Origin of the sequence: Streptomyces canus 299MFChir4.1 (genome assembly GCF_000383615.1) — a bacterium.
Taxonomy (GTDB): domain Bacteria; phylum Actinomycetota; class Actinomycetes; order Streptomycetales; family Streptomycetaceae; genus Streptomyces; species Streptomyces canus_C.
The window spans coordinates 135,939-159,815 of record NZ_KB911585.1; the positions used below are offsets into that span (position 1 = coordinate 135,939).

17 protein-coding genes are annotated in these 23,877 nt (G+C 72.6%); 9 read left to right on the plus strand and 8 right to left on the minus strand.

The window, feature by feature from the left end; genetic code table 11:
* Positions 1-9 precede the first annotated feature (9 nt).
* The 5 genes from H293_RS0111570 (at position 10) to H293_RS0111590 (ending at position 8,559) form a co-directional block, all read left to right on the plus strand.
* On the plus strand, positions 10-1,215 hold the full coding sequence (locus H293_RS0111570) for an MFS transporter (RefSeq protein WP_020118041.1): 1,206 nt from the start codon (positions 10-12) through the stop codon (positions 1,213-1,215).
* Between the two features lie 9 nt (positions 1,216-1,224).
* Positions 1,225-1,704 carry a nucleoside deaminase gene (locus H293_RS0111575; RefSeq protein ID WP_020118042.1) on the plus strand — a complete coding sequence of 160 codons (480 nt, stop codon included), beginning with the start codon at positions 1,225-1,227 and terminating at the stop codon, positions 1,702-1,704.
* Between the two features lie 137 nt (positions 1,705-1,841).
* Positions 1,842-6,128 carry an aminotransferase class I/II-fold pyridoxal phosphate-dependent enzyme gene (locus H293_RS0111580; RefSeq protein ID WP_020118043.1) on the plus strand — a complete coding sequence of 1,429 codons (4,287 nt, stop codon included), beginning with the start codon at positions 1,842-1,844 and terminating at the stop codon, positions 6,126-6,128.
* A 4-nt stretch (positions 6,129-6,132) separates the two neighbouring features.
* Positions 6,133-6,885 (plus strand): hypothetical protein, encoded by a 753-nt coding sequence (locus H293_RS0111585; RefSeq protein ID WP_028807754.1) that lies wholly within the window; start codon positions 6,133-6,135, stop codon positions 6,883-6,885.
* An 87-nt stretch (positions 6,886-6,972) separates the two neighbouring features.
* Positions 6,973-8,559, plus strand: coding sequence for an alpha/beta hydrolase (locus H293_RS0111590; protein ID WP_028807755.1), 1,587 nt, complete (start codon positions 6,973-6,975; stop codon positions 8,557-8,559).
* A 423-nt stretch (positions 8,560-8,982) separates the two neighbouring features.
* Here the strand turns inward: H293_RS0111590 and H293_RS60025 are convergent, their stop codons facing one another.
* Positions 8,983-9,123, minus strand: a complete 141-nt coding sequence (locus H293_RS60025; RefSeq protein WP_020118046.1) for a hypothetical protein — start codon at positions 9,121-9,123, stop codon at positions 8,983-8,985.
* A gap of 45 nt (positions 9,124-9,168) precedes the next feature.
* On the opposite strand from H293_RS60025, the gene H293_RS0111600 reads away from it, so the two are divergent.
* Positions 9,169-10,266, plus strand: a complete 1,098-nt coding sequence (locus H293_RS0111600; RefSeq protein WP_020118047.1) for a baeRF3 domain-containing protein — start codon at positions 9,169-9,171, stop codon at positions 10,264-10,266.
* Positions 10,267-10,300: 34 nt separating this feature from the next.
* On the opposite strand, the gene H293_RS0111605 is transcribed toward H293_RS0111600, so the two are convergent.
* Positions 10,301-10,714 carry an SsgA family sporulation/cell division regulator gene (locus tag H293_RS0111605; protein ID WP_020118048.1) on the minus strand — a complete coding sequence of 138 codons (414 nt, stop codon included), beginning with the start codon at positions 10,712-10,714 and terminating at the stop codon, positions 10,301-10,303.
* A 376-nt stretch (positions 10,715-11,090) separates the two neighbouring features.
* On the opposite strand from H293_RS0111605, the gene H293_RS0111610 reads away from it, so the two are divergent.
* Positions 11,091-12,521: a PP2C family protein-serine/threonine phosphatase gene (locus tag H293_RS0111610; protein WP_020118049.1), complete on the plus strand. Its 1,431-nt coding sequence runs from the start codon at positions 11,091-11,093 to the stop codon at positions 12,519-12,521.
* A 5-nt stretch (positions 12,522-12,526) separates the two neighbouring features.
* Here the strand turns inward: H293_RS0111610 and H293_RS0111615 are convergent, their stop codons facing one another.
* On the minus strand, positions 12,527-14,020 hold the full coding sequence (locus H293_RS0111615; RefSeq protein WP_020118050.1) for a DNA-binding protein NsdB: 1,494 nt from the start codon (positions 14,018-14,020) through the stop codon (positions 12,527-12,529).
* Positions 14,021-14,263: 243 nt separating this feature from the next.
* Here H293_RS0111615 and H293_RS0111620 point away from each other — a divergent pair, with 243 nt between their 5' ends.
* Entirely contained in the window at positions 14,264-15,400 is a 1,137-nt protein-coding gene (locus tag H293_RS0111620) for an aminoglycoside phosphotransferase family protein (RefSeq protein ID WP_028807756.1), read from the plus strand.
* A 268-nt stretch (positions 15,401-15,668) separates the two neighbouring features.
* On the plus strand, positions 15,669-17,645 hold the full coding sequence (locus H293_RS0111625; protein WP_028807757.1) for an N-acetylmuramoyl-L-alanine amidase: 1,977 nt from the start codon (positions 15,669-15,671) through the stop codon (positions 17,643-17,645).
* On the opposite strand, the gene H293_RS0111630 is transcribed toward H293_RS0111625, so the two are convergent.
* The 5 genes from H293_RS0111630 to H293_RS0111650 all read right to left on the minus strand — a co-directional run bounded on the left by H293_RS0111630 (position 17,621) and on the right by H293_RS0111650 (position 23,877).
* Entirely contained in the window at positions 17,621-18,241 is a 621-nt protein-coding gene (locus H293_RS0111630; RefSeq protein ID WP_020118053.1) for a WD40 repeat domain-containing protein, read from the minus strand. The genes H293_RS0111625 and H293_RS0111630 overlap by 25 nt on opposite strands.
* Before the next feature lie 583 nt (positions 18,242-18,824).
* On the minus strand, positions 18,825-19,322 hold the full coding sequence (locus H293_RS0111635; protein WP_007379858.1) for a hypothetical protein: 498 nt from the start codon (positions 19,320-19,322) through the stop codon (positions 18,825-18,827).
* Between the two features lie 20 nt (positions 19,323-19,342).
* Positions 19,343-22,282 carry a helix-turn-helix transcriptional regulator gene (locus tag H293_RS0111640; protein WP_020118054.1) on the minus strand — a complete coding sequence of 980 codons (2,940 nt, stop codon included), beginning with the start codon at positions 22,280-22,282 and terminating at the stop codon, positions 19,343-19,345.
* A 108-nt stretch (positions 22,283-22,390) separates the two neighbouring features.
* The gene (locus H293_RS52620) at positions 22,391-22,900 is read right to left on the minus strand and encodes an ABATE domain-containing protein (protein ID WP_051138088.1); all 510 of its coding nucleotides are present in this window, start codon (positions 22,898-22,900) and stop codon (positions 22,391-22,393) included.
* Positions 22,901-22,956: 56 nt separating this feature from the next.
* Positions 22,957-23,877 (minus strand): universal stress protein, encoded by a 921-nt coding sequence (locus H293_RS0111650; protein WP_020118055.1) that lies wholly within the window; start codon positions 23,875-23,877, stop codon positions 22,957-22,959.

Below are 23,877 nucleotides of genomic sequence, written 5' to 3' on the forward strand. Positions count from 1 at the left end.
CATGGTCGCATGTCCACCCTCTCCCCGGCCAAGGGCACGGCCCTGTCCGCGTCCGCCCCGCTGCCGTGGTCCGGGCTCCTCGCCCTGTCGACGGCCGCCTTCACCGCTGTGCTGACGGAGCTGCTGCCGGCGGGCCTGCTGCCCAGCATGGCCCCGTCCCTGGGCGTCTCCGAGGCCCGGATCGGTTTCCTCGTCACCGGGTACGCGGCCGCGTCCTTCGCCGCCGCCGTCCCGCTCACGGCGCTGCTGCGCGGGCTGCCGCGCCGGCCGGTGCTCATCGGCGCTCTGCTCGGCTTCGCGGTGAGCAACGCGGTGGTGGCACTGTCCTCGTCGTACCCCCTGACGTTCGCCGCGCGGGTGGTGGCCGGGTGCATGGGCGGGATCCTCTGGGCGATGCTCGCCGGGTACGCGGCCCGGATGGTGCCGGCCGCGCGGCGCGGCCGGGCGATCGCGATCGTGCTCGCCGGGATCACCCTCGCCCTGTCCCTGGGCGTCCCGGCCGGTACGGCGCTGGCCGGGGCGGTGGGCTGGCGCACGGCGTTCGGGCTGCCGGCCGGGCTCGCGGTGCTGTTGGTGGGCTGGGTGCGGTGGCGGGTGCCCGGTGTGCCGGGCGAGGCGTCGCACGCGCGTGTGCCGCTCGTCCGGGTCGCCGCGCTGCCGGGCGTCCCCGCCGTCCTGTGCGTCACGCTGTTCCTGCTGGTGGGGCACCAGACGATCTACACGTATGTCGCGCCGTTCGCGGCGCAGGCCGGCTTCGGCCGTACCGGAGTGGTCCTGCTGGTGTTCGGAGCGGCGACGGTGGTGGGGGTCTGGGTCACCGGGATGCTGGTGGACCGGCATCCGCGGTCGGCGCTGCTCGGCGCGCTGGGGCTGTGCGCGGCCGTGATGCCCGTGCTGGGGCTGGCCGCCGGGGTGCCGGGCGTCCTGCTGGTCGCGGTCGCCGTGTGGGGCGTCGCTTTCGGGGGCGCGCCGACGCTGATCCAGACGGCGCTGGTCGACGCCTCGGGCCCGGAGCGGGCGGACGCGGCCACGTCGTTGCAGACCACGGTGTACAACGCCGGGATCGCGACGGGTTCGCTGACCGGCGGGGTGGTGCTGGCGGACCTGGGTGCGGGCGCCCTGCCGTGGACGGCGCTTCCGCTGGTCGTGATGGCCCTCGGGGTGGTCGGCCTCGGCAGGCGAAACGCGTTTCCGCAGAGGCGGGGATGCTCCTAGGCTCATGGCATGGTTGTGAAGGACACCGAACTGTCGTATCTGCGCCGCTGCGTCGAGCTGGCGGCCGAGGCGCTGGAGGCCGGGGACGAACCGTTCGGCTCGGTCCTGGTGAGCGCCGGGGGCGAGATCCTCGCCGAGGACCACAACCGCGTGGCCTCCGGTGACCGCACCCGGCATCCCGAGTTCGAACTGGCCCGCTGGGCGGCGGCGCACATGACCCCGGAGGAGCGGGCCACGGCCACCGTGTACACGTCCGGAGAGCACTGCCCGATGTGCGCCGCCGCGCACGCCTGGGTGGGCCTCGGACGCATCGTGTACGTCGCCTCGTCCGAGCAACTGGCCGATTGGCTGAGCCAGTTGGGCGTGTCGGCGCCACCGGTGCGGACCCTGCCGGTCAACGAGGTCGCGCCCGGTGTGGTCGTGGAGGGCCCGGTGCCCGAGTTCACGGAGCGTGTACGGCGGTTGCACCATCGGTTCCACCGGCGCTGACACCCGATCTCCCGGGATGCAGCAACCTGTCCCCGGTGCCTACGATCGAAAAGGATCCCGGGACCTGGTCGGGGCCCCGGTCTCCTCCAACGGCCAGTGGGGGGAGGCGCTTGCCCGTGCAGTCCGCACGTCGTCCGATGGCCGTCCACGTCGTTCTGGTCGCCGTCGCCACCGTCGTCTACATGACGGTTCCCGCCGCGCGCACACCGATGTGGGCCTTTATCGGACTCACCGGCGTCTGCGCCGTGCTCGTCGGCATCCGGCTGCACCGGCCCGCCCACCGCTGGCCCTGGTGGGTACTGGCGGCCGGCCTGCTCACCTTCATCACGGGCGACACGTACTACAACGTCATGGAGGAGTACTTCGCCGCCTCCAACCCCTTCCCCTCCCCCGCCGACGCCTTCTACCTCGCCACCTACCCGCTCTTCGCGACCGGCCTGTACGGTCTCATCCGCTACCGCTGGGCGGCCAACGACCTGCCCAGCCTGCTCGACGCACTGATCTTCACCGCGGGGCTCGCCCTGCCGGTGTGGGTGTACCTGGTCCAGCCGCTCGCCGAGGCGGAGGGCCTGACCTGGCAGCAGCGGGCCATCAGCATCGCCTACCCCCTCGGTGACGTGCTGGTCCTGGCCCTGCTGGCCCGGTTGCTGACCCCGAACCCGGTCGACCGCAACAACCGGTCGGTCCAGCTGCTGGTGGTCGGCACGGTGACCCTGCTCGGCTTCGACATCGCCTACGGCATCCTCCAGCTCAACTCCCTGTGGCAGGCCGGCACCCTGCTGGACTCCGGGTGGATCGTCTTCTACACGGCCTGGGGCCTGGCCGCGCTGCACCCCTCGATGGCCGCGCTCACCGCCGCCGTACCCCAGAAGCGGGAACCTCTTCCGCCGCCCCACCGGCTCATCACGCTGGCGGCGGTCACCCTGATCGCCCCGGGGATCCTGCTGTACGGGGCGGTCAGCCACCGGGACCACCACGCGGTGGTGATCGGCGCCTTCTCGGCCGCGCTGTTCCTGCTGGTCATCCTGCGACTGGCGGGCATGGTCGTGGCCCACCGGGGCGCCATGGCCCGTGAACTGGCCCTGCGCCGGGCGGCCGGATCGCTGGTGTCCGCGTTCCGGCAGCAGGACGTCGTACGCAGCTGCGAGGCGGCCGTCAGCATGTTCCTGGGGCCGGCGGTCCAGCACCGGACCCTGCTGCTGTCGGCCGAGCAGGCCGCGCCCCTGCGGCCCCGCGAGGCCCGCCGAGTGGCCCCCGCGGACCTCGGCCCCGACATCGCGGCGCGGCTGGACGGACTGCCGGCCGTCCAGGTGTGCCCCATGACCTCGCCCGACCGCCCCGCCACCCAGGACCCCGGCGTCCTGCTGGTCGCCGGCCCTCCGGCTCTGCTCGCCGAGACACGCGGCTCCCTGGAGATCCTCGCCTCCCACGCCGGGCTCGCCATGGAACGGGTCCTGCTGCGCCAGGAGGTGATCCGCCGGGAGAACGAGGCCTACTTCCGCACCCTGGTGCGCAACACCTCCGACGTCATCCTGATCGTCGAGGACGACGACACCGTCCGGTACGCCAGTCCCTCCGCCGCCGCCCTGTTCGGTACCGCGGACCTCATCGGCGCGTCGCTGCCGGGCCTGGTCGATCCCCGGGACCGGCAACGGGCCGCCCGTGAGCTGACCGCCGTCCGCCACCACGGGCCGCGTGTCTCCCACGACCACTGGTGGGTGCGGCACCGGACCGGGCGGGTGGAGGTGGAGGTGCGCTGCAGCGACTTCCGGGACGAGCGGACCGTGGCCGGCCTGGTGGTCACCCTGCGCGACGTGACCGAGCAGCGCAGGCTGGAGCACGAGCTGACGCAGCGCGCCTTCCACGACGCGCTGACCGGTCTGCCCAACCGGACGCTGCTCCTGGAGCGGATAGAACGCGCCCTGCTGCGCGGCCGCCGCGAGTCGTCCCTGACCTGTCTGCTCTTCATCGACCTCGACGACTTCAAGGAAGTCAACGACACCATGGGGCACTCGGCGGGCGACCACCTCCTGCTCGACGTCGGCAACCGGCTGACCCGCACCCTCAGGCGCACCGACACCGCGGCCCGGCTCGGCGGCGACGAGTTCGCCGTACTGATGGAGGACGCCCGGGAGCCGCTCGACGCAGAACTGCTGGCGGCACAGGTGGTGCAGACGCTCACCAGACCGTTCGTGCTCGGCGACGAGACGGTCACCGTCTCGGCCAGCGTGGGCGTGGCCACGGCCCGCGACAGCACCGACGCCGAGGAACTGCTCGGTCACGCCGACCTCGCGCTGTACGCGGCCAAGGCGGCGGGCAAACGCCAGTGGCGGCGCTTCCAGCCGATGCTGCACGCCCGCATGGTCGAGCGGCACGATCTGCAGAGCAGGCTCGCCCGGGCGGTCGCCGCGCAGGAGTTCACCCTGCGCTACCAGCCCGTCGTGGACATCGACGCGGGCGAGTTGGTCGGCTTCGAGGCGCTGGTGCGCTGGCCGCAGGCACCGCACCAGCCCGTCTCGCCCGAGCAGTTCATCAGCCTGGCCGAGGAGACCGGGCACATCGCCCCGCTGGGCTCGTGGGTGCTGGCGAACGCGGTCGGCGACGTCGCGGGCCTGCAACAGGTGCCCGGGCCGGCGGCTCCGCCGTACGTGAGTGTGAACGTGTCCGCGCGCCAGTTCCGCGACGCCGGGTTCGTGGACCAGGTCGGCCGGGCGCTGCAGACCCCCGGGCTCGCCCCGGGGTCGCTTCAGCTGGAGCTGACGGAGACGGTGCTGCTGCGCCGGGACGCCCAGATCCAGGCGGTGCTGGAGACCCTCAAGGAGCTGGGGGTGCACATCGCGGTCGACGACTTCGGCACGGGGTTCTCCTCGCTGCGCTATCTGCGGGACTTCCCCGTCGACGTGCTGAAGATCGACAAGACGTACATCGACGACATCACGCGCGACGCCCGGCAGGTCGCCCTCGTCGAGGGCATCGTCCGCATCGCCGACACGCTCGGGCTGCAGGTGATCGCGGAGGGCATCGAGGCTCCGGCGCAGCGGGACATGCTGGCCGCGATGGGGTGCCGGTTCGGGCAGGGCTTCCTGTTCGCCCGGCCGATGACAGTGGAGCAGGGCGAGCGGGTGCTCCGGCAGGACGGCGGGCGCTTCACACCGGGTTCCGCCGGCACGAACGACCGCCCGGCCCGCCGTTCCGCTCGGTCGGCCACCGCCGAGAAACGCTCGGCGGACCTCGAACACCTGCGGCGCACCAGTCCGATGAGCGACGCGGTCATCGACGAGGTGCGCGGCCGCCGCATCCGCAGCCGCGGCCACTGGCTCATCGACTTCGCCTCCTGCAACTACCTCGGCTTCGACTGGGACCCGGAGATCGCCGCCCGCATCGATCCCGAGGTGCGCCGGTGGGGCACCCACCCCAGCTGGTCACGGCTACTGGGCAGTCCGCGGCTGTATCCCGCGCTGGAGGAACGCCTCGCCGAGCTGCTGGGCGCCCCCGACACCCTGCTGCTGCCGACCCTGACCCTCATCCACGCCTCGGTGATCCCGATCCTCGCCGACGGCGGTCACATCTTCGTCGAGGCGAGCGCACACCGGACGGTGTACGACGGCTGCGTGGTCGCCCGCGGCCAGGGCGCCACCCTGCACCGCTTCCACGCCGAACGGCCCGAGGAACTGGAGGCGCTGCTCTCCTCGGTGCCCGCGCGCACGACCCGGCTCGTCTGCACGGACGGCGTGAACAGCATGACCGGCAACATCCCCGACCTGCCGGTGCTGGCCGCGCTGTGCCGCGAGCAGGGCGCGACGCTGTACATCGACGACGCGCACGGCTTCGGAGTGATCGGGGAACGCGCGCCCGACGAGCCCTGTCCGTACGGTCTGCGCGGCAACGGCGTGGTGCGGCACACCGGCGAGTCGTACGACGGGATCGTGCTGGCCGGCGGCTTCTCCAAGGCGTACTCGTCGCTGCTCGCGTTCCTCGCGCTGCCCACCGACCTCAAGAACCGTCTCAAGACGACCGCGGCCCCCTATCTGTACTCCGGTCCCTCGCCCACGGCGTCGCTGGCCACCGCACTGGCCGGACTGGAGGTCAACGACAGGCGAGGAGACCTGCTGCGGGCCGACCTGTACCGCAAGACCGCGCGGGTGCTCGACCATCTCGCGGACCTCGGCGTGCGGACTCTCAACACCGACCGGCTGCCCATCGTGGAGATCCCCCTGGCCGATCCGTCCGACCTCGACGCGGTGGCCGCTTTCCTGTGGCAGGAGGGCATCTACGTGACCCTCGCCGCCCACCCGCTCGTGGCCCGTGACCGGGTCGGTTTCCGGGCGCAGATCACGGCCCTCAACTCCGACGAGGACATCGACCGGCTCAACGCCACCCTGACCGGGCTGGCGGAGCGCTTCCGGCTGCGGCCGAGGGACTGAGGAGGTGGATACGGTGACGACGACGCACAACGACGACGTGGACTGGGACCGTTGGCCGGTCGCCGACTATCTCGCCGAGAACTACCGGGAGTTGCACCCCGCGGACGCCGAAGTGATCGCCCACCACTCCGCGTTCTACCGGCGTCTGGCCCCGGGCGGGGTCGCCCGCTCGGTGGAGTTCGGTGCCGGGCCCAATCTCTATCCGCTCATCCTGGCCTCCGCGGCGAGCCGCCGGGTGGACGCCGTCGAGGCCGGCGCGGGCAATGTGGCCTATCTGCACCGGCAGATCGTCTGCGGGCCGGACGCGAGCTGGCTGCCGTTCCACGCCCTGTGCCGGCGCCTCAACCCCGACCTGCCGAGGACCCTCGCCGGGTCGCTGGCGCAGGTGCACGTCATCCACTCGGACGTCCGGGACCTGGAGCCGGGCGACTACGAGCTGGCGTCCATGCACTTCGTAGCCGAGGGGGCCACGGAGGACCGGGCCGAGTTCGCCGACTTCTGCCGGGCCTTCGCCCGCTGTGTGGCGCCGGGCGGGTACCTGGTGGCCGCGTTCATGGAGAACATGCCGACCTACCGCATCGGGCCGACCTCGCGCTGGCCGGGCTGTCCCGTGAGCCCGGCGATCGTCACGGACGTGTTCGCACCCCTCACCCAGGAGCTGTCCGTGACCCGCGTCGACACCGATCCGACGCTGCCGGACTACGGAGACTCCGGGATGGTGCTGCTCACGGCGGTGACGGCGGACGGACGGGGGTGAGCGGGCGTCCCGCCCGTCCGGAGGCGGGCTGTCGGAGGGACGCTTATCGTGATCGGAGGGCGCCGATGGGCGTCCTTGGAGGCATGGATGCTCGCCAAGGTGACGAGGCGACGATGCGCTGTGTCCGGAGCTGTCGGGCTGGCCCTGCTCGGCGCCGGGCTGCCGGCCGTGGCCGCGGACGGCTCAGGACCTGACCTGTCGCGCTTCTACGGCCAGAAGATCAAGTGGTCGAAGTGCGTGGGCGTGGAGACACCGAAGGATCTGCAGTGCGGAAAGGTCACTGTTCCCCTCGACTACGCGAAGCCCCGTGCGGGCAGCCTCGACCTGGCACTCGCCCGCTACCGGTCCACGGCCAAGCACAAGCGCGGTTCGGTGCTGATCAACTTCGGCGGTCCGGGCGGCGCGGGCGTGCCCGCACTCGCGGGCGCCGGGGACGACTTCATGGGTCTGACGGACGAGTACGACGTGGTGTCCTTCGACCCGCGCGGAGTGGGCCGGTCCTCGCCGGTCAGCTGCGGCGCCGGCACCGACGAGGCGCTGGCGGCCACCGACGACGAGACGGCCGTCGCCCAGAATCCGCGGACCGTGCTCGGGAGGTTGCGGGAGGCGGCCGCCGAGTGCGCCAAGCACTCCGGGCCCGTGCTCCGGCACATCGGCACGGTGAACGTCTCCCGCGACCTGGACGTCATGCGCCAGGCCCTCGGCGACAAGAAGCTCAACTACCTCGGCTTCTCCTACGGGAGCCGGCTCGGGGCGGTGTACGCGACCCAGTTCCCGAAGAAGGTGGGCCGGCTGGTGCTGGACGGTGTGGACACCCTCACCGAGCCGCTGTCCGAGCAGGGCGTGGCGGGCGCGGCCGGGCAGCAGACGGCGCTGGAGGACTTCGTCGACTGGTGCGTGAAGGACATCGCCTGTCCGTTCGGCACCGACGCGCGCGGCGCCCGGGAGCAGGTCCTGCGACTCGTGGCGTCGCTGGACGAGGACCCGGTGCCCACGGGATTCGGCCCCGACTTCACCGGACAGGACCTCGTGGGCGCCATCAGCCAGGCCCTCTACAGCGAGGCTCTGTGGCCCTCGCTGGAGCGGGCGCTCGCCGAGCTCGTGGAGGACGGTGACACGGCGGGGGTCCTCAGCTTCGCGGGCGGTGGCTCCGGCTTCCTCACCCGCGCGCGCCCGCTCTCCGACGACCCGACGCACGCCCCCCTCGTGGACGCGGAGGACGTGCCGCTCGACAATCTTCCGGCGGCGCTGATGGCGGTCAACTGCGCGGACGATCCCGACCGCCCCGGCGCCGACCGGATCACCGCGGACCTGACCCGGCTGCGGGCCGCCTACGAACAGGCGTCCCCGGTCTTCGGCCGCTACCGGCTCACCGAGTACCTCATGTGCTACGGCCGTCCGAAGGGCACCGACTTCATCCGCGAGAAGGTGCGCGACGTCCCCACCTCGAAGATCCTGCTCGTCGGCACCCGGGGCGACCCGGCGACGCCGTACCGCTGGACCGTGGAGACCGCGAAGCGCCTCGGCGACTCGGCCGTCGTCCTCGACAACAAGGGCGAGGGCCACACCGGTTACGGCTCCTCCAAGTGCGTGCACCGCAAGGTCGACGACTTCCTGCTGTACGGCAGCCTGCCGCCGAGCGGCAGCTCGTGCGGGGCCGAACGCGACGAGTGAGATCCACTCGGGCTACGATCCCGGCATGACTGAACGGAGGTCGAAACCGACGTCGACGTGATCCTCGCCGTCCACAGTGACCCCGAAGCGTGCGCGCACGACCCCTCCGAGGCACTCACCCGGCGTGAGGAGGCCGAGGAACTGTACCGGCGCTGGAACCGGCAATGGGAGCAGCACGGCTACGGCTACTGGGTCGTCGGACGCCACGGCCGTGGCACGCAGCTCGGCCTCTGCGGCGCGCCGGTCTCATCCGGGTCCCGCGTCTCGACACCGAGGGATACGACGGCTTCGACTGGATCTACGTGGCACGTCCCGAGCGCTGGGCCGCTTAGGGCTCCCAGTACGAAGCGGTCGATCTCCGGCTGGGCGGCCGGCAGGGCCTCGGTTCCGGAGTCGGTCAACTCCAGCACGACGGCCCGGTGTTCACGCGGTCACCGCGCACTCGCGCAGTCCGAGCGTGCGGGCGAGCCGCTGCTGGGTGATGCCCGCCGCGTCGCGCACGGCGAACAGGGCGCCGAGCTGGACCGTGGCGTTAGCGATGAAATGCCCTGAACACCCGATCAAGTTGCCCCAAATGCCTGATCGGCCGATCGGTCCTATGGTGCTGTTATGGAGCACGCACTGAGCCCTGCGACCCTCTCCGAACTGCGCCGCCCGCGCGCCTATCCGGCGGTGTCCGTGCTGACGCCGACCCACCGCCGCGAACCCGAGAACGCCCAGGATCCGGTCCGGCTGCGCAATGTGGTGGCCGAGGCCAAGAAGCAGCTGGAGACCGACCCGGCGGTCCCCCGGGAGCGGCGCATCGACGTCGCCCGACAGCTCGACCAGGCCCTCACCGAGATCGATCTGGCGCACACCGAGGACGGACTGGTGATCTTCGCCGCGCCGGGCGAGCACCAGGTGTGGTCCCTGGCCCGTCCCGTTCCCGAGCGGGTGGTGCTGTCGGACACCTTCCTGACCCGCAACCTCGTCTCCGCACAGGCCTCCGAGCGACCGTTCTGGGTGCTGTCGGTCTCCGCCGACCGCGCCACCCTGTGGAACGGCGGCGTCGACCGGGTCACCGAGCACCGCGGCGGCGGCTTCCCGCTGACCAGGACCCGTCAGAACTTCGACGCCGAGCGCCTGGAGCGGATCGGCGACATGCCGAGCACCTTCCGGGACGAGGACACCCGGCACTTCCTGCGGGACGCGGACACCGCGGTGGCCAAGCTTCTGCGTGAGGAACCGCGGCCGCTGTACATCACCGGCGAGACCGCGGCGCTGTCCGCGCTGGACGACGTCGGCAGCGTCACCAAGGACGCGGTGCACGTCCCGCACGGCGGTCTCGCCCACGGCACCCCGGACGCGGTGTGGCAGGCGGTCGGCCCGCTGGTCGCCGCGGAGGCACGCAAGAGCACCGACGCGGTGACCCGCGAGCTCGAATCGGCGCGCGGACGGCGGGCGTTCGCGGCCGGCGTCGACGAGATCTGGCAGAGCGCCCGGGAAGGCCGGGTACGACTGCTGGCCGTCGAGGAGAACTACCGGGTGACCGTCCGCGACGAGGGCGGCGACCATCTGGTCCCGGCCGAGAGCGGCGACCTCGACGCCCGCGAGGACATCGTGGACGAGATCGTCGAACAGTGCCTGGAGACCGGCGCCGACGTCCGCTTCGTGCCGGACGGCACGCTGGGCGGCGTCGACGGGATCGCCGGGGTACTGCGGTACTGAGCGGGAGAGCGGTCACCGAGCCGCCGTACACCGCTCATACGCTCCCGAACAGGGCGCTGAGCCCCCGCTCGACGGTCTCGTCGAGGTCCTCCTGTCCGGCGCCGACCAGCAGGTAGGTCCGCAGCAGGAAGCCGCGCAGGGTGGGTGTGGGGAACTGGAGGAGGGCGAGGCCGTAGGGCGAGTGGAACTCCACGACCGTGATGTCCCGGCCGCACGGCCAGATGTGCACGTCCCCGCCGCCGGCCGGCCCGCGCAACCCCTCCTCCAGCAAGGCACGGGCGAAGGTCCAGGTCACCCCCTGCCCGTCCAGGGAGACCTCGGGCGGGAAGTCGACGCACACCGCAAGCGGGTCGGTGGAGCGGTAGCGCAGGGTGGCGGGGACGGGCAGTTCCTGGTTCTCCGCGGTGATCAGGCGGGCGCGGGCGGGCTGCTCGAAGGTCGTGTCCATGTTCTTAAGGAGCTCGCAGACCCCCTTTGCATTACGCCGGAACGAGGGTGAATTATGTGACCTACATCACACTCGTTCCCTCCGATGAGCCTGTGCCACACTCCTTAGAACACAGGACCGTCGAACACATAAATGAACACCGGGCCGACGACCCAAGAGACCCTGCAAGTCACGTACGCCACCTACGACTTGAGGGACCGAACAGGGTAGACGGCAAGCCCGGTACGACCACTCTGCGAAGACTGTGGCATATGCCAGAAGCACCACCGTATCGTGTGTTGCCAAATCCCTTACAGCGCGTCGCGGCCTGTGCCACAGTCGTAACGGTCCCTCTCCGTCCCGCCTTGGTCGAACCGTCCCCGCATCGGAGTGCGTCATGCCGTCCCACCTCTCCGCGGACCGCCCCGCCGCCCAACCGCCAGGACGCGGCTCGGTCGACGCGCTCATATCGCAGACGCGGCGGCTCAAGGGCGACGTGGACGCCGTACGACGGGACGCGCCCAGCGACGACGCGGACCCCCAGGAGCGCTGGCAGCGCGCGCTGTACGACCTCGCACTGCACCAACTCAGCGACCTGGACGCGCACTTGGCCCAACTACGGGACGGCCCACCGCCCGTGCCCGCGGCAGCCGGGGCGGAGCCGGCCGCGCGAACCGCGCCGCCCGCTCCCCGGCGCGGCTCGCTGCTCAGCCGGGTCGGCAGCGCCGAGTGGAACCTGCTGACGGACGAGGCCAGTTGGTCGGGGGAGCTGTACGAGATCCTGGGCCGAGACCGCACCGCTCCCCCGCTCACCCTCGACGAGCTCCCTGCCCTGGTCCTCGACGAGGACAAGCCGAAGCTGACGGTCATGGTCACGGACTGTCTGGTCGACGCCCAGCGCATCGACGGGGAGTTCCGTGTCGTGCGCCCGGACGGCGAGGTGCGCACCGTCCACATGATGGGCGAGCCCGTGCTCGCCGCCGACGGCAGCACCGCCTCGATGTGGGCCGTGCTGCGGGACGTCAGCGAACTGCGCCGCAGCGAACGGGCGGTGAGCGAGACCCGTGACTCGTTACAACGCCACCGGCAGCGCGCCCAGAGCGAGCACCGGCTCGCGGTCGAACTGCAGGAGGCCGTGCTGCCGCCGTGGCGTGGCTCCCTGCGGCTCCCGCACCAGGGTGCCGAGACCCTGGACCTGGCCGCCCACTGTCTGCCGTCGTCGTCGAGCGCCCTGATCGGCGGCGACTGGTACGACGCACTCGAACTGGCCGACGGCGAGACCCTCCTCAGCGTCGGCGACCTCACCGGCCATGGAGTCGCCGTGGCCTCCGGCATGGCGACCCTCCTGGGCGCCGTGCGCGGCATGGCGATGGCGGGCACCCAGCCTGGCCAACTGATGGCCCTGCTCAACCAGTTGCTCGACGCCACCGTGCAGCCGGCCCTCGGCAGCGCGGTCTGCTGCCGCTATCGACCTCAGACCCGCACCCTCGTCTGGGCGCAGGCCGGGCACCCCGCCCCGCTGCTGTTCCGGGGCGGGACGGGGCGCCGACTGCACTCCCCCGACGGCGTGCTCCTCGGCGCGACCTCCGGAGCCGTCTACGCGCAGGCCGAGGAGACCCTCGAACCGGGCGACCTCCTCCTGCTGCACACCGACGGACTGGTGCCCGGGCGTGACAACGCGGCTGCGGTGAACCGTCTCCTGGACCTGGCCCCCCGGTTCGAGGGGGCGCGCACCGCGCAGGACTGCGTGCGGACGGTCGTGGAGGAGTTCGGCGAGACCGAGCGCGAGGACCACGCCTGCGTGCTCATCGCCAAGGTGACGTCATAACAACCTCATGCCCGTGTGCTGTTGCCACCCCTTCCCTTCGGCTTCGGCAGCGCCAGCCTGATCTCCTCGCGCAGTTCGCTGATCTTCGGGTAACCGGAGTACTCGGCGGTGAGCCGGTACATCTGACGCAGCCGGTCCCAGGTGCGGTGGGAGGAGTTGGAGCCCATCGAGACCAGCGCCAACCGCGCGTAGCGGTCCGCCTGCTCGGGGTCGTCGGCGATGAAGCAGGCCGAGGCCATGGACAGGAAGTCGAAGATCTTCGACCGCTGACGTCCGTCGACCCGCAGGGCGAGGGCCTTCTCCGCGTAGTGCTGGGCGTGCGCGGCCGCACTCGGATCGTGCTCCGCCAGCGTGCGGTAGGCCAGGGCCTGCATGCCGTACAGGTCCTCCTCCTTGAAGGTCTGCATCCAGCTCGGTGACGGCACGTCGCTCTTGTCGGAGACGAAGAGGTCCTCCGCCTGACCAAGGGTGCGGCGCATCGCCTGGCCCTTGCCCATGGACGCCTGTGCCCAGGCCTCGATGGTGTAGAGCATCGCCTGGGTGCGGGGCAGCACCTGTTCGCCCGAGCCGGACCGGGCGAGCTTCATCAGGTCGAGCGCGTCGTCGGGCCGGCCCAGGTGCACCATCTGGCGGGCCGCCCGGGAGAGCGCCTCGCCGGCGCGGGGCCGGTCACCGCCCTCCCGGGCCGCGTGGGCGGCGATCACGAAGTACTTCTGGGCCGTGGGTTCGAGGCCTACGTCGTGGGACATCCAGCCCGCGAGGACGGCCAGGTTGGCGGCGACGCCCCACAGGCGCCGCTGGAGATGGTCGGGGTGCCGGTAGGCGAGCATGCCGCCCACCTCGTTGAGCTGGCCCACCACCGCCTTGCGCTGCAGCCCGCCCCCGCGGGCCGCGTCCCAGGCCCGGAACACCTCGACCGAGCGCTCCAGTTCCTCGATCTCCTGCGACCCGATGGGGGCGGCCTCGTAACGGTCGAACCCAGCGGGGTCGGCGTGCAGGGGGTCGTCGAACTGGGGGGCATCGGCGGTGAGGGCCGGATCGGAGTGCAGCCAGTCGTGCATGGCGCTGCTGAGTACGGATCCCGCGGTGAGCGCGGCACCCGCGCCCACCAAGCCGCGTCGGTTGAGCATGAGGTCCATTCCCGTGAATTCGGTGAGGACCGCAGCGGTTCGGTCGGGCGCCCACGGCATGCCGTCGGGATGTTCCGCGCTCCCGTCGCCCTGCCGTTTTCCCGTACGCCCGTGCCGGACCAGACCGAGGTCCTCGATGGTCACGACACGGCCGAGACGCTCGGTGAACAGCGCTGCCAGCACCCGCGGCACGGGATCGCGCGGGATCTCTCCCATGTCGATCCAGCGCCGCACCCGGGAGGTGTCGGTCGACAGCTGGGGATGGCCCATGGCCGCCGCCTGCCGGTTGACCAGCCTCGCGAGTTCACCCTTGGACCAGCCGGCCAGGCCGAACAGGTCCGAAAGTCGGGCGTTGGGTTGTCCGCTCACGTCAAGCCCCCAGGTTCTCGGCTGAGTTGACAGTAGCCCCGTGTCAGTTGCTCCGGGACTATTCGCCAGGGTTCGCCAGGGTGCGCCAGATGGTGTGCCACGGGGCATATGCGCTGAGGTAGGAACGCGCCACCCCGACCCGGACCGCACAGGGACATTCCCCAGGGTGCACCCGGTGATCCGGGTCGGGCGGCGCACTGCTTCTCCAGGCACAGCAGGCACACGAAGGGATCTGTCTCGCCCATGTACGCAGCATCGTCCTCCGTGTCCGCCCCGCCCCGGTCGCCGCATCTCCGCCCGGGCGGTGGCCCCTACCTCGACCCCGCGCGGCCGACGGCCCCCGTACCGGGTACGGGCAGGGCACGGCGCGTTCCGGGGCTCGGCACCCAACCGCTCAGCGGGAGACTCGACTTGTCCGGCCCCCAGGGCGCCCAGCTGCGCACGGCGATCGCGTCGGTGCACCGGATCTGCCCGGAGTTCGCCCCGGTGCAGGTGCTGCGCCGCAGCGGACGCTCCGTGCTCCTGGTCGGCACGACGGGACGCAGCACGGCCGTCGCCAAGTGTTTACTCGACCACTCCCCCGTATGGGCCGAGCGGATCCGGCACGAAATAGCCGCCTACCGCTCGTTCGTCCGGCACCGGCCCCCGGTGCGCGTGCCACGGCTGATCGCGGCGGACCCGGACAACTGCACCCTGGTCATCGAGCGGATGCCCGGCCGGGTGGCGGCGCTGCACCGGCATCCGGCGGAGGCCCCGCCGCGCGCGGACATCAGGGCGGCGCTCGGCGCGGTGTGCCGGCTCAACGCCTGGCGGCCTCCGGCGGGTACCTTCGACGCCCCGCTCGACTACGCGGCCCGCATCTCCCGCTACCACGAGCTGGGGCTGCTGACCGACCGGGACATGGGCGACCTCCAGAAGCTGCTGCACGGCATCGCGCACTCCGCGGGCCGGCAGGGCATGGGCCAGTTCTGCCACGGCGACGCACTGCTCTCGAACCTCCTGCTCTCACCGGCCGGTCCAGTGCTGGTGGACTGGGAGCACGCGGGCTGGTATCTGCCGGGCTACGACCTGGCGACGCTGTGGTCGGTCCTCGGTGACGCCCCGGTGGCGCGCCGTCAGATCAGCCAGATCGCCCAGTCGGCGGGCCCGGCCTCGCGGGACGCCTTCCTGGTGAACCTGATGCTCGTGCTGCCCCGCGAGATCCGCACGTATGAAACGGCCGTGCAGCGTTCGATGCACGACTCGACCCCGGCGGCACCGGGCGCTGCCCACCCGGGTGCTGCGCCGTCCGGCGAGGAACAGCGGCTGCTGCTGAGGCGGCTGCACGACGACTGCCAGCTGGCCCGTCGGGCCGTACGCGCGGCGGTCGGCACTCGCTGAGGGGACGGAGGTCCGCGGTGCGCCCTGTGGAGCGGCGTGCCGCGGACCTTCGTATGTCCGCGGCACCTTCGCGGGTACCGGTCAATGGTGTACGCCACTGACGCCCCGCAGGCCCGCGGGCGTGCGCCACGAAACTCCCGTGACCCCGCATTGACATGGGAAATCCCCTGCCTCTGGGCATGATTGACGGATCGTCGACAAGCCGGTAGCACTGACGCACGTCCGGCCCCGCTCGGCTCATCGCGCCCGATCGTCCCTGGAGGCTGCATTGCGAGGATCCGCCACCGACCCCAACAGAGCCACCCGGCGGGTGGTCGGCACGCTGGCCGGCTCCGCCCTGCTGCTGCCCCTGCTCGGCGCGGCCCCGTCGGCGGCCGAGGACTCCGCGGCCGGTCTCCAGCGCGCATTCGCCACCGCGGCCGCCGAGTACCACGTGCCGCAGAGTGTCCTGCTGGGTGTCTCGTACCTCCAGTCCCGCTGGGACACGCACGCCGGCGCGCCGAGCGTGACCGGGGGCTACGGCCCGATGCACCTGACCGACGCCTACACCGCGCTCGCCTCGGCGCCGCACCACAGCGAGGGCACGGAGGACGCGCGCGGCGACAGCGCCCGCGCCACCCTGCTGCCCGACACGAAGGTCCCGCAGCCCGCCGAGCTCCCGGCCCGCCTGGAAACCCTGCCGAAGGCCGCCGAGCTGACCGGCCTGAGCGCACGGGACCTGCGCACCGACCCCGCGGCGAACGTCGCCGGAGGCGCCGCGCTGCTGGCCGCCGCCCAGCAGGAGCTGGGCGAGCCGCTGAGCCAGGACCCCGCGGACTGGTACGGCGCGGTGGCCCGCTTCTCCGGGGCGGACGACAGCGCGACCGCGGCGGCGTACGCGAACGACGTCTTCGACGTGCTGCGCACCGGCGAGGAACGCACCACGGACGCCGGTCAGCAGGTCGCCCTGGCCGGTCGGCCGAACCTCGCCCCCGACACCGCGCAACTCGCCCGGACGGGCCTCAGAAAGCTCGGCGCCGGCGACACCGAGTGCCCGAAGACGGTGTCCTGCGAGTGGATCCCGGCGCCGTACGCGGAGTTCGGGGACAACGACTACGGCAACCACGACCTGGGCGACCGTCCGGCCTCGCAGAGCATCAAGTACATCGTCATCCATGACACTGAGGGTTCCTGGGAGGGGGTCCTCAACCTGGTGCAGGACCCGACCTATGTGTCGTGGAACTACACCCTGCGCTCGACCGACGGTCACATCGCCCAGCATGTGAAGGCGAAAGACGTGGCCTGGCACGCGGGCAACTGGTACATCAACGCCAAGTCGATCGGTCTGGAGCACGAGGGCTTCCTGGCGAATCCGGACGCCTGGTACACGGAGGCGATGTACCGGTCCTCGGCGCGGCTGGTGAAATACCTCTCCGCGAAGTACGGCATCCCGCTGGACCGGCAGCACATCCTCGGCCACGACAACGTGCCGGGCCCGACGACCTCGACCGTCTCCGGCATGCACACCGACCCCGGCCCGTACTGGGACTGGCGGCACTACTTCGAGCTGCTGGGCCACCCGTTCCGGACCACCGCCCCCAAGCAGGGCGGCCTGGTGACGATCCGGCCCGACTACGCCGCCAACCAGCCGCAGTACACAGGCTGCGTCGCCAAGGGCGAGCCCTGCGCGTCCCACGGTTCGAGCGAGGTCCGGCTCTACTCGGCGCCCGACGAGAGTTCCGCCCTCATCACGGACATCGGTCTGGGCGGCAGGGCTCCGACGATCGACGTGAACGACCTGTCGTCGCGGGTCTCCACGGGCCAGCAGTACGCGGTCGCCGGGCGCGACGGCGACTGGACGGCGATCTGGTACCTGGGCCAGAAGGCCTGGTTCAAGAACCCCGCGAGCGACCCGACCGCGGTGAACGCCGCCGGTCTCGTGGTGACGCCGAAGGAGGGCCTCGACAGCGTCCCGGTGTACGGCCGGGCCTACCCCGAGGCCTCCGCCTATCCGACGGGTGTTCCCGCGCAGGCGGTGTCGCCGCTGCCGTACAAGGTGCTCAAGGGCCAGAGGTACGTGATCGGTGACCGGGTGCCCGGCGAGTACTACTACGCGGTCACCTTCACGACGGACTCGCACAAGGTCGTGGTCGGCAAGGACCTGTACTACGAGATCCAGTACGGCCATCGGGTGGAGTTCGTGCGGGCCGCGGACGTCGATGTGAAGCCCTCGGTGCGGCGTCAGCCGGGGCAGGTACGCCGGTAGGGGACGTCCGGGAGGTGGCGGCTCCACTCCTCGGGGGTGAGGCCGCCGCCGGCCCGGCGGCAGACGGTGTCGGCGGCGTCGGCCGACCCGATCCGGTAGGTCTGCGGCGGGGCGTGCTGTCCCGCCGCGCGCAGGGTGCTCCCGTCCGGGCCGAACGTCAGGGCCTGGACGGTGTCCCCCGGTGCCGGCAGCGGTGCTCCGACACGGCGGCGGGAGTCGACGTCCCACAGCTGCAGCGTGCCCTCGTCGCCGGCGACGGCGAGGGTGCGGCCGTCGGGAGCGAAGGCCAGGGCCGAGACGTACTGGTAGGTGGTGGTCTCGGGGTCGGCGAGGACACCGAGCCGGCGTTTGAGCCGGCCGTCCCACAGCACGACCCGGCCGGACCCCTCACCGACGGCCAGGTAGCCGCCGTCGGGACTGAAGGCCAGGGCGGTGCCACCACCGGTGAAACGGGTGGCGGGAAGCCGGGTGCCGGAGGGGAGCCGGTAGGCCTCTCCGCCGGCGGTGACGACGAGGTCGCCGTCGGGGTGCACGACCGCGTTCCCGGAGGTGTCCTCCAGGACGGCGGTGGTCCGGCGCCGACCCAGGTCCCACACCCGGGTGGCACCGGTCTCGGGGCGTGCCGGGCCGGACAGCAGGAGCGAGCGGTCGCCCGGTCCGAAGGCGATGCCCGACAGCGGGTCCGTGCCGAGGTCGTCCGTGGTCAGGACGGTGGTGACCCGCCCGCGGGGCCCGTCCTGCCATGGTGCGGTAGGTGGGGCCGCCGGCCTCCTGGCGTAACTTCCGCAGCTCGTAGGCGAATCGGGCGACCGGCCCCTCGGTCGGGTCCAGCGGTCGCTCGCGTCGCCCCATGTCTCTCCCCTGGCATCGTTCGTCGGCGCGGTCGGCTGCGGATCCCGCTCGCTACGGACCGACGCGGGTGCGGGGCAAGGCAGTTCCGCGGGCCTGGCGGAAGGTCGGGAAATTGTCTGGAGTGATGAAAGGGGCCTGCCGGACAACTCCCGGGTGGCGAAAGCTGGCGGCACGGCATCCCGGGGCTTCGCCGCGGCGGCGGAGAGGGGGAATCCCGGGTGTGACCGTGGTGGGCCGGACGACCGACCGTGCCCGCGGCCGGCTCCGGAAGGCCATGAGTCGGGGGACATGGCCTTCCGGGGTCTTCAAGGAGCTGTCAAGGAGGGGTCAGCCCTGCTGGAAGAGCTCCGCGGGCAGGGGTTTGAGGAGGGCGTACAGGTCGTCCGTGATCGGGCGGTCCCAGGCGGCGATGGTCACCAGGACGTTGTCGCTGCGGTCGAACTGGACGCAGGAGATCCGGCTCTCGGAGAGCTTGAGGCGGCGCACGATCAGCAGGTTGTCGCCCTGCATCACCGGCATGTCCTCGGTGTCGGTGACGGTCACCTCCTCGTCGTTCTCCAGGGCGATCAGCAGCTGGGCCACCTCGAAGGGGACCTGGCCCTCGGGGACCTCGCGGGCCGGGGAGCCCTCGGGGAGGTTGCCGATGATCATCGCGGGGCCGCGGCCGCCGAAGAGGTCGTAGCGCAGGAAGACGCCCTGGCAGGTGCCGTCGGGGGCGGGCAGGAGCCCCGCGCCGAGGTTGCCGGGCCAGTCGCCCGGGTCCATGGCCAGTACGTCGAAGTCTGGACCGGCGGGGGTTGCGCTGCGGCGGCGGAGGAACGACATGCGCCCATCGTAATGGGCTCTCACGTGGTCGTGCGGGTACAGGTGCGTGGGTCCTGGTCGCGCTTTTCCGCCGCTCCCTGGGGACGGTCACTCAGCGTTCGAAGGCCGGTGCTGTCCGTTCCGAGCTTGCGGCAGACGGCCGACAGCAGGCGTGTCACCGTCTGGTCGTCGGCGTCGAGTTCCTTCGCGATCTCCTCGTCCGTGTGCCCCCGCGCCGCCAGGCTCGCCGCCGTGCGTTCGCGTGCCGTGAGCGTGTCCGTCTCGGTGCTGTGCAGGCGGCGGGGGCGCAGGCCCGCGGCGATCAGTTCGTCGCGGGCGGTCTCGATCAGGCCGTCGGCGCCGCACTGGACGGCTGTCTCGAGGCCCCGGTAGAGGTTGTCCGCGGCCTCCCGGGCGCGACCCGCGCGACGGAGTTCCGAGCCCAGTGCCACCAGTGCGCAGGCGAGCTCGTAGGCGGCGGGAGAGCGTTCCAGATGGGTGACCGACTCCTCCAGGAGCTTCACCCGGGCCGAGCCCGGCGAGACCTCGGCGGCCAGCCGGAGTGCCTGGCCCACGGCGGACGGGGCCCCGAACTGCCGGGCTCGTGCCACCGCTTCGAGGGCCGTGGTGACCGCCCGTTCCGGGGCGTCGTGGCTCTCGGCGCGGGCGAGGTGGAGCTGCCAGGGGCACCACGCGGGGTTGCGCATGCCGCGCGGTTCCAGGCGGCGGCCGGCGGCGGCCAGCTCGACGGCCGCGTCCTTGGTCAGGCCGCGGGCCAGCAGCAGCTCGCCGCGCACGGTCTGGGCGTCGGGGAAGACCACGACGGCCGGGTAGGGGGCGCCGAAGGAGTAGTCCTCGGCGATCTGCGCGGCCTCCTCGACCCGGCCGCGGGCCAGCAGGACTTCGATCAGGATGCCCACGGCGTACCAGTGGGCCGGGGTGCCCGGACCGACGCGCTCGGCCAGCCGCAGCCCGGCGCGGACGAAGTCCTCGGCCTCGGCGAGGCGACCGCGGCGGAAGCGGACGTAGGCGAGCAGGGTGTAGGCGAAGGAGAGGTGGGCGCCGCGCCAGCCCTGGCGTTCGAAGTCGGCGATCCCGGCGGCGAAGAGCTCCTCGGTGCGGCCGGGCCGGTCGGCGTAGGTGAAGGCGAGGGCGACCAGGACGGGCACCTCGAAGCCGCGGTCGGGATCGGCCCAGCCGAGGCCGCCGACGAGGGCACCATCGGCGTGGTGGAGGGCGACGTGGGCGGGTTCGCCGCGCAGGACGGCGTCCCAGGTACGCAGGCCGATGATGTACCGCTCGGTGAGGTCGCGGCCGGTGAGACGGTCCGCGAGCCTCGCCATGCGGCGGGAGCGGGAGGGGTGGTCGGGTTCGTCGGCGCGGAAGGCGTCCCACATGAACTGTTCGGCGACCATGCGCAGCTTGACGCGGGCGTCGCCGGTGACCTCGATCTCGCGGGCGAGGGTGTCGGAGGCCTCGGCGAGGCGGTCGCTGTGGGCGAGGACCTGGGAGAGCCGGTAGACGATGCGGTGCCGCAGAGCGGAGTCGGCGATGGGCTCTTCGAGGGCGGCGCGCAGGTGGTTGACCGTGGTGGCCGGTTCGGTGAGCAGGGAGGCGCTGCCCAGTTCGTACAGGACGGCGGCGCGGTCCTCGAAGGGCGGGGGTTCACGCAGGGCGCGGGCGAGATAGCTGCGGGCCGCGTCGGGGGCGCCGGAGCGCAGGGTCTCGGCGGCGGCGGCGCGCAGTTGCTGCACGACCCAGGGGTCGCCTTCGGGGTGGGTCTCCAGGAGGTGGCGGGCGGCCGCGGCGGGCCCCCGTCCGTCGTCGACGACGCACCAGGCGGCCTGGCCGTGCAGCGCGACGCGGAAGCCGGCCGGGATGGCCCGGTAGACGGCGGTGGCGATGAGCGGGTGGACGAACTCCAGGGATTCGACGCCGGTGAGGATGCGGGCGCCGCGCAGGTCGTCGGCCGCGTCGGCGGCCTCCTCGTGGCCGAGTCCGGCGACGGCCGCGGCGAGGTGGGGATGGATCTCGGTGCCGAGGACCGCGCAGGCCCAGGCGAAGCGGACGGTCGAGGCGCCGAGGCGTTCGAGGCGGGCGACCAGACCGCTGCCCTTGACGGCGGCGGCGAGGTCGCGGAGCAGGTGGGCGGCGTCCTCGATGGGGGCGACCCCGCGGTCGTGCACCTTGGCGGTCAGTTCGACCGTCTCGAAGGGGTTGCCGGCGGTGACGGCCCAGCACTCACGGCAGAACGCGTCGTCGGCGTGCGCGCCGAGCGTCTCCCGTACGAGGCGGGCGACGGCGACGGCGCTGAGCGGTTCCAGGTCGAGCGGACGTCCACCGGCCCGGCCGGGCAGTGCCCTGAACGACTCGGCGTGCTCGGGGAGTTCGTCGGGCCGGTAAGCGACGACGACCAGCATCGGGAGTTCCTCGGCCCGGGGTGCGAACGCGGACAGCCAGCCCAGGGACTCGGGGTCGGCCCAGTGGGCGTCGTCGAGCACCAGCACCATCGGGGCGCGCAGGACGGCGAGGTGGGTGAGGACCCAGTCGAGTCCGTCGCGCAGGCCCTGCGGGTCGGGCGGCGCTCCGTCGGTCGGGGCGCACAGGCCGAGTGCGGGGCCGACGATGTCGTACCAACTGCCCAGTTGGGCACGGAGATCGACTTCGCCCGCGCCGGCGAACTGCGGCTGGAGGAGTTGCCGGGCGACGTGGAAGGCGACGCGCTGCTCCTGGTCGCCGCCGCGGGCGGCCAGGACGGTGCAGCCCCGGGCGGCGGCGCGGCGGCGGACCTCGGTGAGCAGGGTGGTCTTGCCGATCCCGGGCCGTCCGGCGACGGCGAGCAATGCTCCGCGGGGGCGCTCGTGCGGTTCGGCACCGTCCGGACGCAGCCCGGTGAGCTCACCCAACGCCTCGTCGACGGTGGCGAGTTCGCTCTCCCGCTCCAGGAGAGTCCTTCGGCTCCGAACACCGCGCTGCATCATGGCGCACCCCCCGTCACAGCGGCACACCCGCGCGGGGAGCGAGCGCACACCGTGACCTACAGGCACCTCAGCGTACGCCTCGGGGGTGCCGGGCGGGCCCGTGTCGGCCTACTCCGTGCCTGGCTGGAAGACCTGTTCGTGCGACGCCACACTCTTCGGCGTCACGGTCTGTCCCCTTGCCTGTGGAAGTACCGTACGGCGCGGGGCGGGGCAGGCCCGCAGCCGTCGCCGGTCGGCCCCGGAGAGGAACGCGGTCGCGGCCTGCGCGAGACGGCCGTGAGGTCGGTTCCCCGCGGCGACGGCCTCGGGCACCGGCGGGAGGCGTGCCGCGTCGGCGGGGCTGGGCGCGCCGGGGCGCACGGCGCGGGCGAACAGGGCGCGGACGGCGGCCCGCAGGTCACGCATCGCAGCCAGGGTCGTCTTGTCGACGACGAGCTCCGAGGCGCCGGGCAACGGCTCGGCGTGCCCCGGGACCCAGGCGGTGAGACGGGCGAGGTCGCTCAGGTCGTCGGCGGCGCCGCCGTGTCCGTCGTGCCGGACGGTGAGGCCAGGTCGGGGGCGAGGCGGCTGTCGCTGCGGGGCGTGTCCTGCTGCGGCTGATGCCAGGCGTCGGCGCATCCGTCACCGCACTGCCGTCGCGACCGTCCGATCCACCGGACGGACCCCGGCGGGCCTCAGTCCTCCGGGAGGTCCTGGGGCTCCACCGCGCCGGGCGGTACCACCGCCACCGGGCTCGCCGCGTGCAGCAGGACAGCCTGCGTGACGGAACCCAGGATGCGGGCCGGCGCCGGCAGGCGGCGCCGGTGCCGGCCGACGACGACCAGGTCGGCGTCCTTGGAGGCCGCGACCAGATGCCCCGCCGCGTCGCCCGCAGGCACGTACGGCTCGGCCACGACCCCGGGGTGACGGGCGCCGTGCGGGGCCAGGAAGCCCTCGGCGAGGGCGCGGGTCTCGTTCGCCACGGCGTCCTGGTCGATGATCGAGGGGACCAGCTCGGCCGGTACCGCCCAGCTCCGCAGGGGCCACTGGTAGGCGGCGACCACCTGGAGGCGGGCGCCGCGCAGGGCGGCCTCGGTGAAGGCGAAGTCGAGGGTGGCGTCGTCGGGGCCGTCGACGTGCAGGCCGACGACCACGCGCGGGCCGGGTCCGGCAGGCGCCTCACCGTCGACCTCGCGCCCGGGGCGGGGCACCACGACCACGGGGCACTCGGTGTCACGGGCGGCGGCCATGCCGTTGGAGCCGAGCAGCAGACTGGCGAAACCGCCCCGGCCCCGGGAGCCGAGCACCAGGAGCTGGGCCGTGGAGCCCAGTTCGGGCAGCACGGCACCGGGCGCGCCCTCGACACCGAAGTACTCCGTCCGCGGCCGGTCGGGCAGGTCCTCCAGATACGTCCGTACCCGGTCCAGGACCGGATCGTCGTCCGCGTCGGGGGCACCGGCGACCAGGACGTCGGGCTGGGCCCAGACGGCGTACTGCCGTACATGCACCACGCGCAGCGGCGCCTCACGCCGGCGGGCCGCGTCGAGCGCCCAGTCCAGGGCGCGCAGGCTGTCGTCCGAACCGTCCACCGCGGCGATCACCGGCAGGGTGCTCAT

What these genes read in the sequence shown, in the direction of transcription:
- H293_RS0111570 (WP_020118041.1), top strand. Translation starts at nt 10, where the DNA reads ATGTCCACCCTCTCCCCGGCCAAGGGCACGGCCCTGTCCGCGTCCGCC.
- H293_RS0111575 (WP_020118042.1), top strand. Translation starts at nt 1,225, where the DNA reads ATGGTTGTGAAGGACACCGAACTGTCGTATCTGCGCCGCTGCGTCGAG.
- H293_RS0111580 (WP_020118043.1), top strand. Translation starts at nt 1,842, where the DNA reads ATGGCCGTCCACGTCGTTCTGGTCGCCGTCGCCACCGTCGTCTACATG.
- H293_RS0111590 (WP_028807755.1), top strand. Translation starts at nt 6,973, where the DNA reads ATGCTCGCCAAGGTGACGAGGCGACGATGCGCTGTGTCCGGAGCTGTC.
- H293_RS0111600 (WP_020118047.1), top strand. Translation starts at nt 9,169, where the DNA reads ATGGAGCACGCACTGAGCCCTGCGACCCTCTCCGAACTGCGCCGCCCG.
- H293_RS0111605 (WP_020118048.1), bottom strand. Translation starts at nt 10,714, where the DNA reads ATGGACACGACCTTCGAGCAGCCCGCCCGCGCCCGCCTGATCACCGCG.
- H293_RS0111610 (WP_020118049.1), top strand. Translation starts at nt 11,091, where the DNA reads ATGCCGTCCCACCTCTCCGCGGACCGCCCCGCCGCCCAACCGCCAGGA.
- H293_RS0111620 (WP_028807756.1), top strand. Translation starts at nt 14,264, where the DNA reads ATGTACGCAGCATCGTCCTCCGTGTCCGCCCCGCCCCGGTCGCCGCAT.
- H293_RS0111635 (WP_007379858.1), bottom strand. Translation starts at nt 19,322, where the DNA reads ATGTCGTTCCTCCGCCGCCGCAGCGCAACCCCCGCCGGTCCAGACTTC.
- H293_RS0111640 (WP_020118054.1), bottom strand. Translation starts at nt 22,282, where the DNA reads ATGATGCAGCGCGGTGTTCGGAGCCGAAGGACTCTCCTGGAGCGGGAG.
- H293_RS52620 (WP_051138088.1), bottom strand. Translation starts at nt 22,900, where the DNA reads ATGCGCCGACGCCTGGCATCAGCCGCAGCAGGACACGCCCCGCAGCGA.
- H293_RS0111650 (WP_020118055.1), bottom strand. Translation starts at nt 23,877, where the DNA reads ATGAGCACCCTGCCGGTGATCGCCGCGGTGGACGGTTCGGACGACAGC.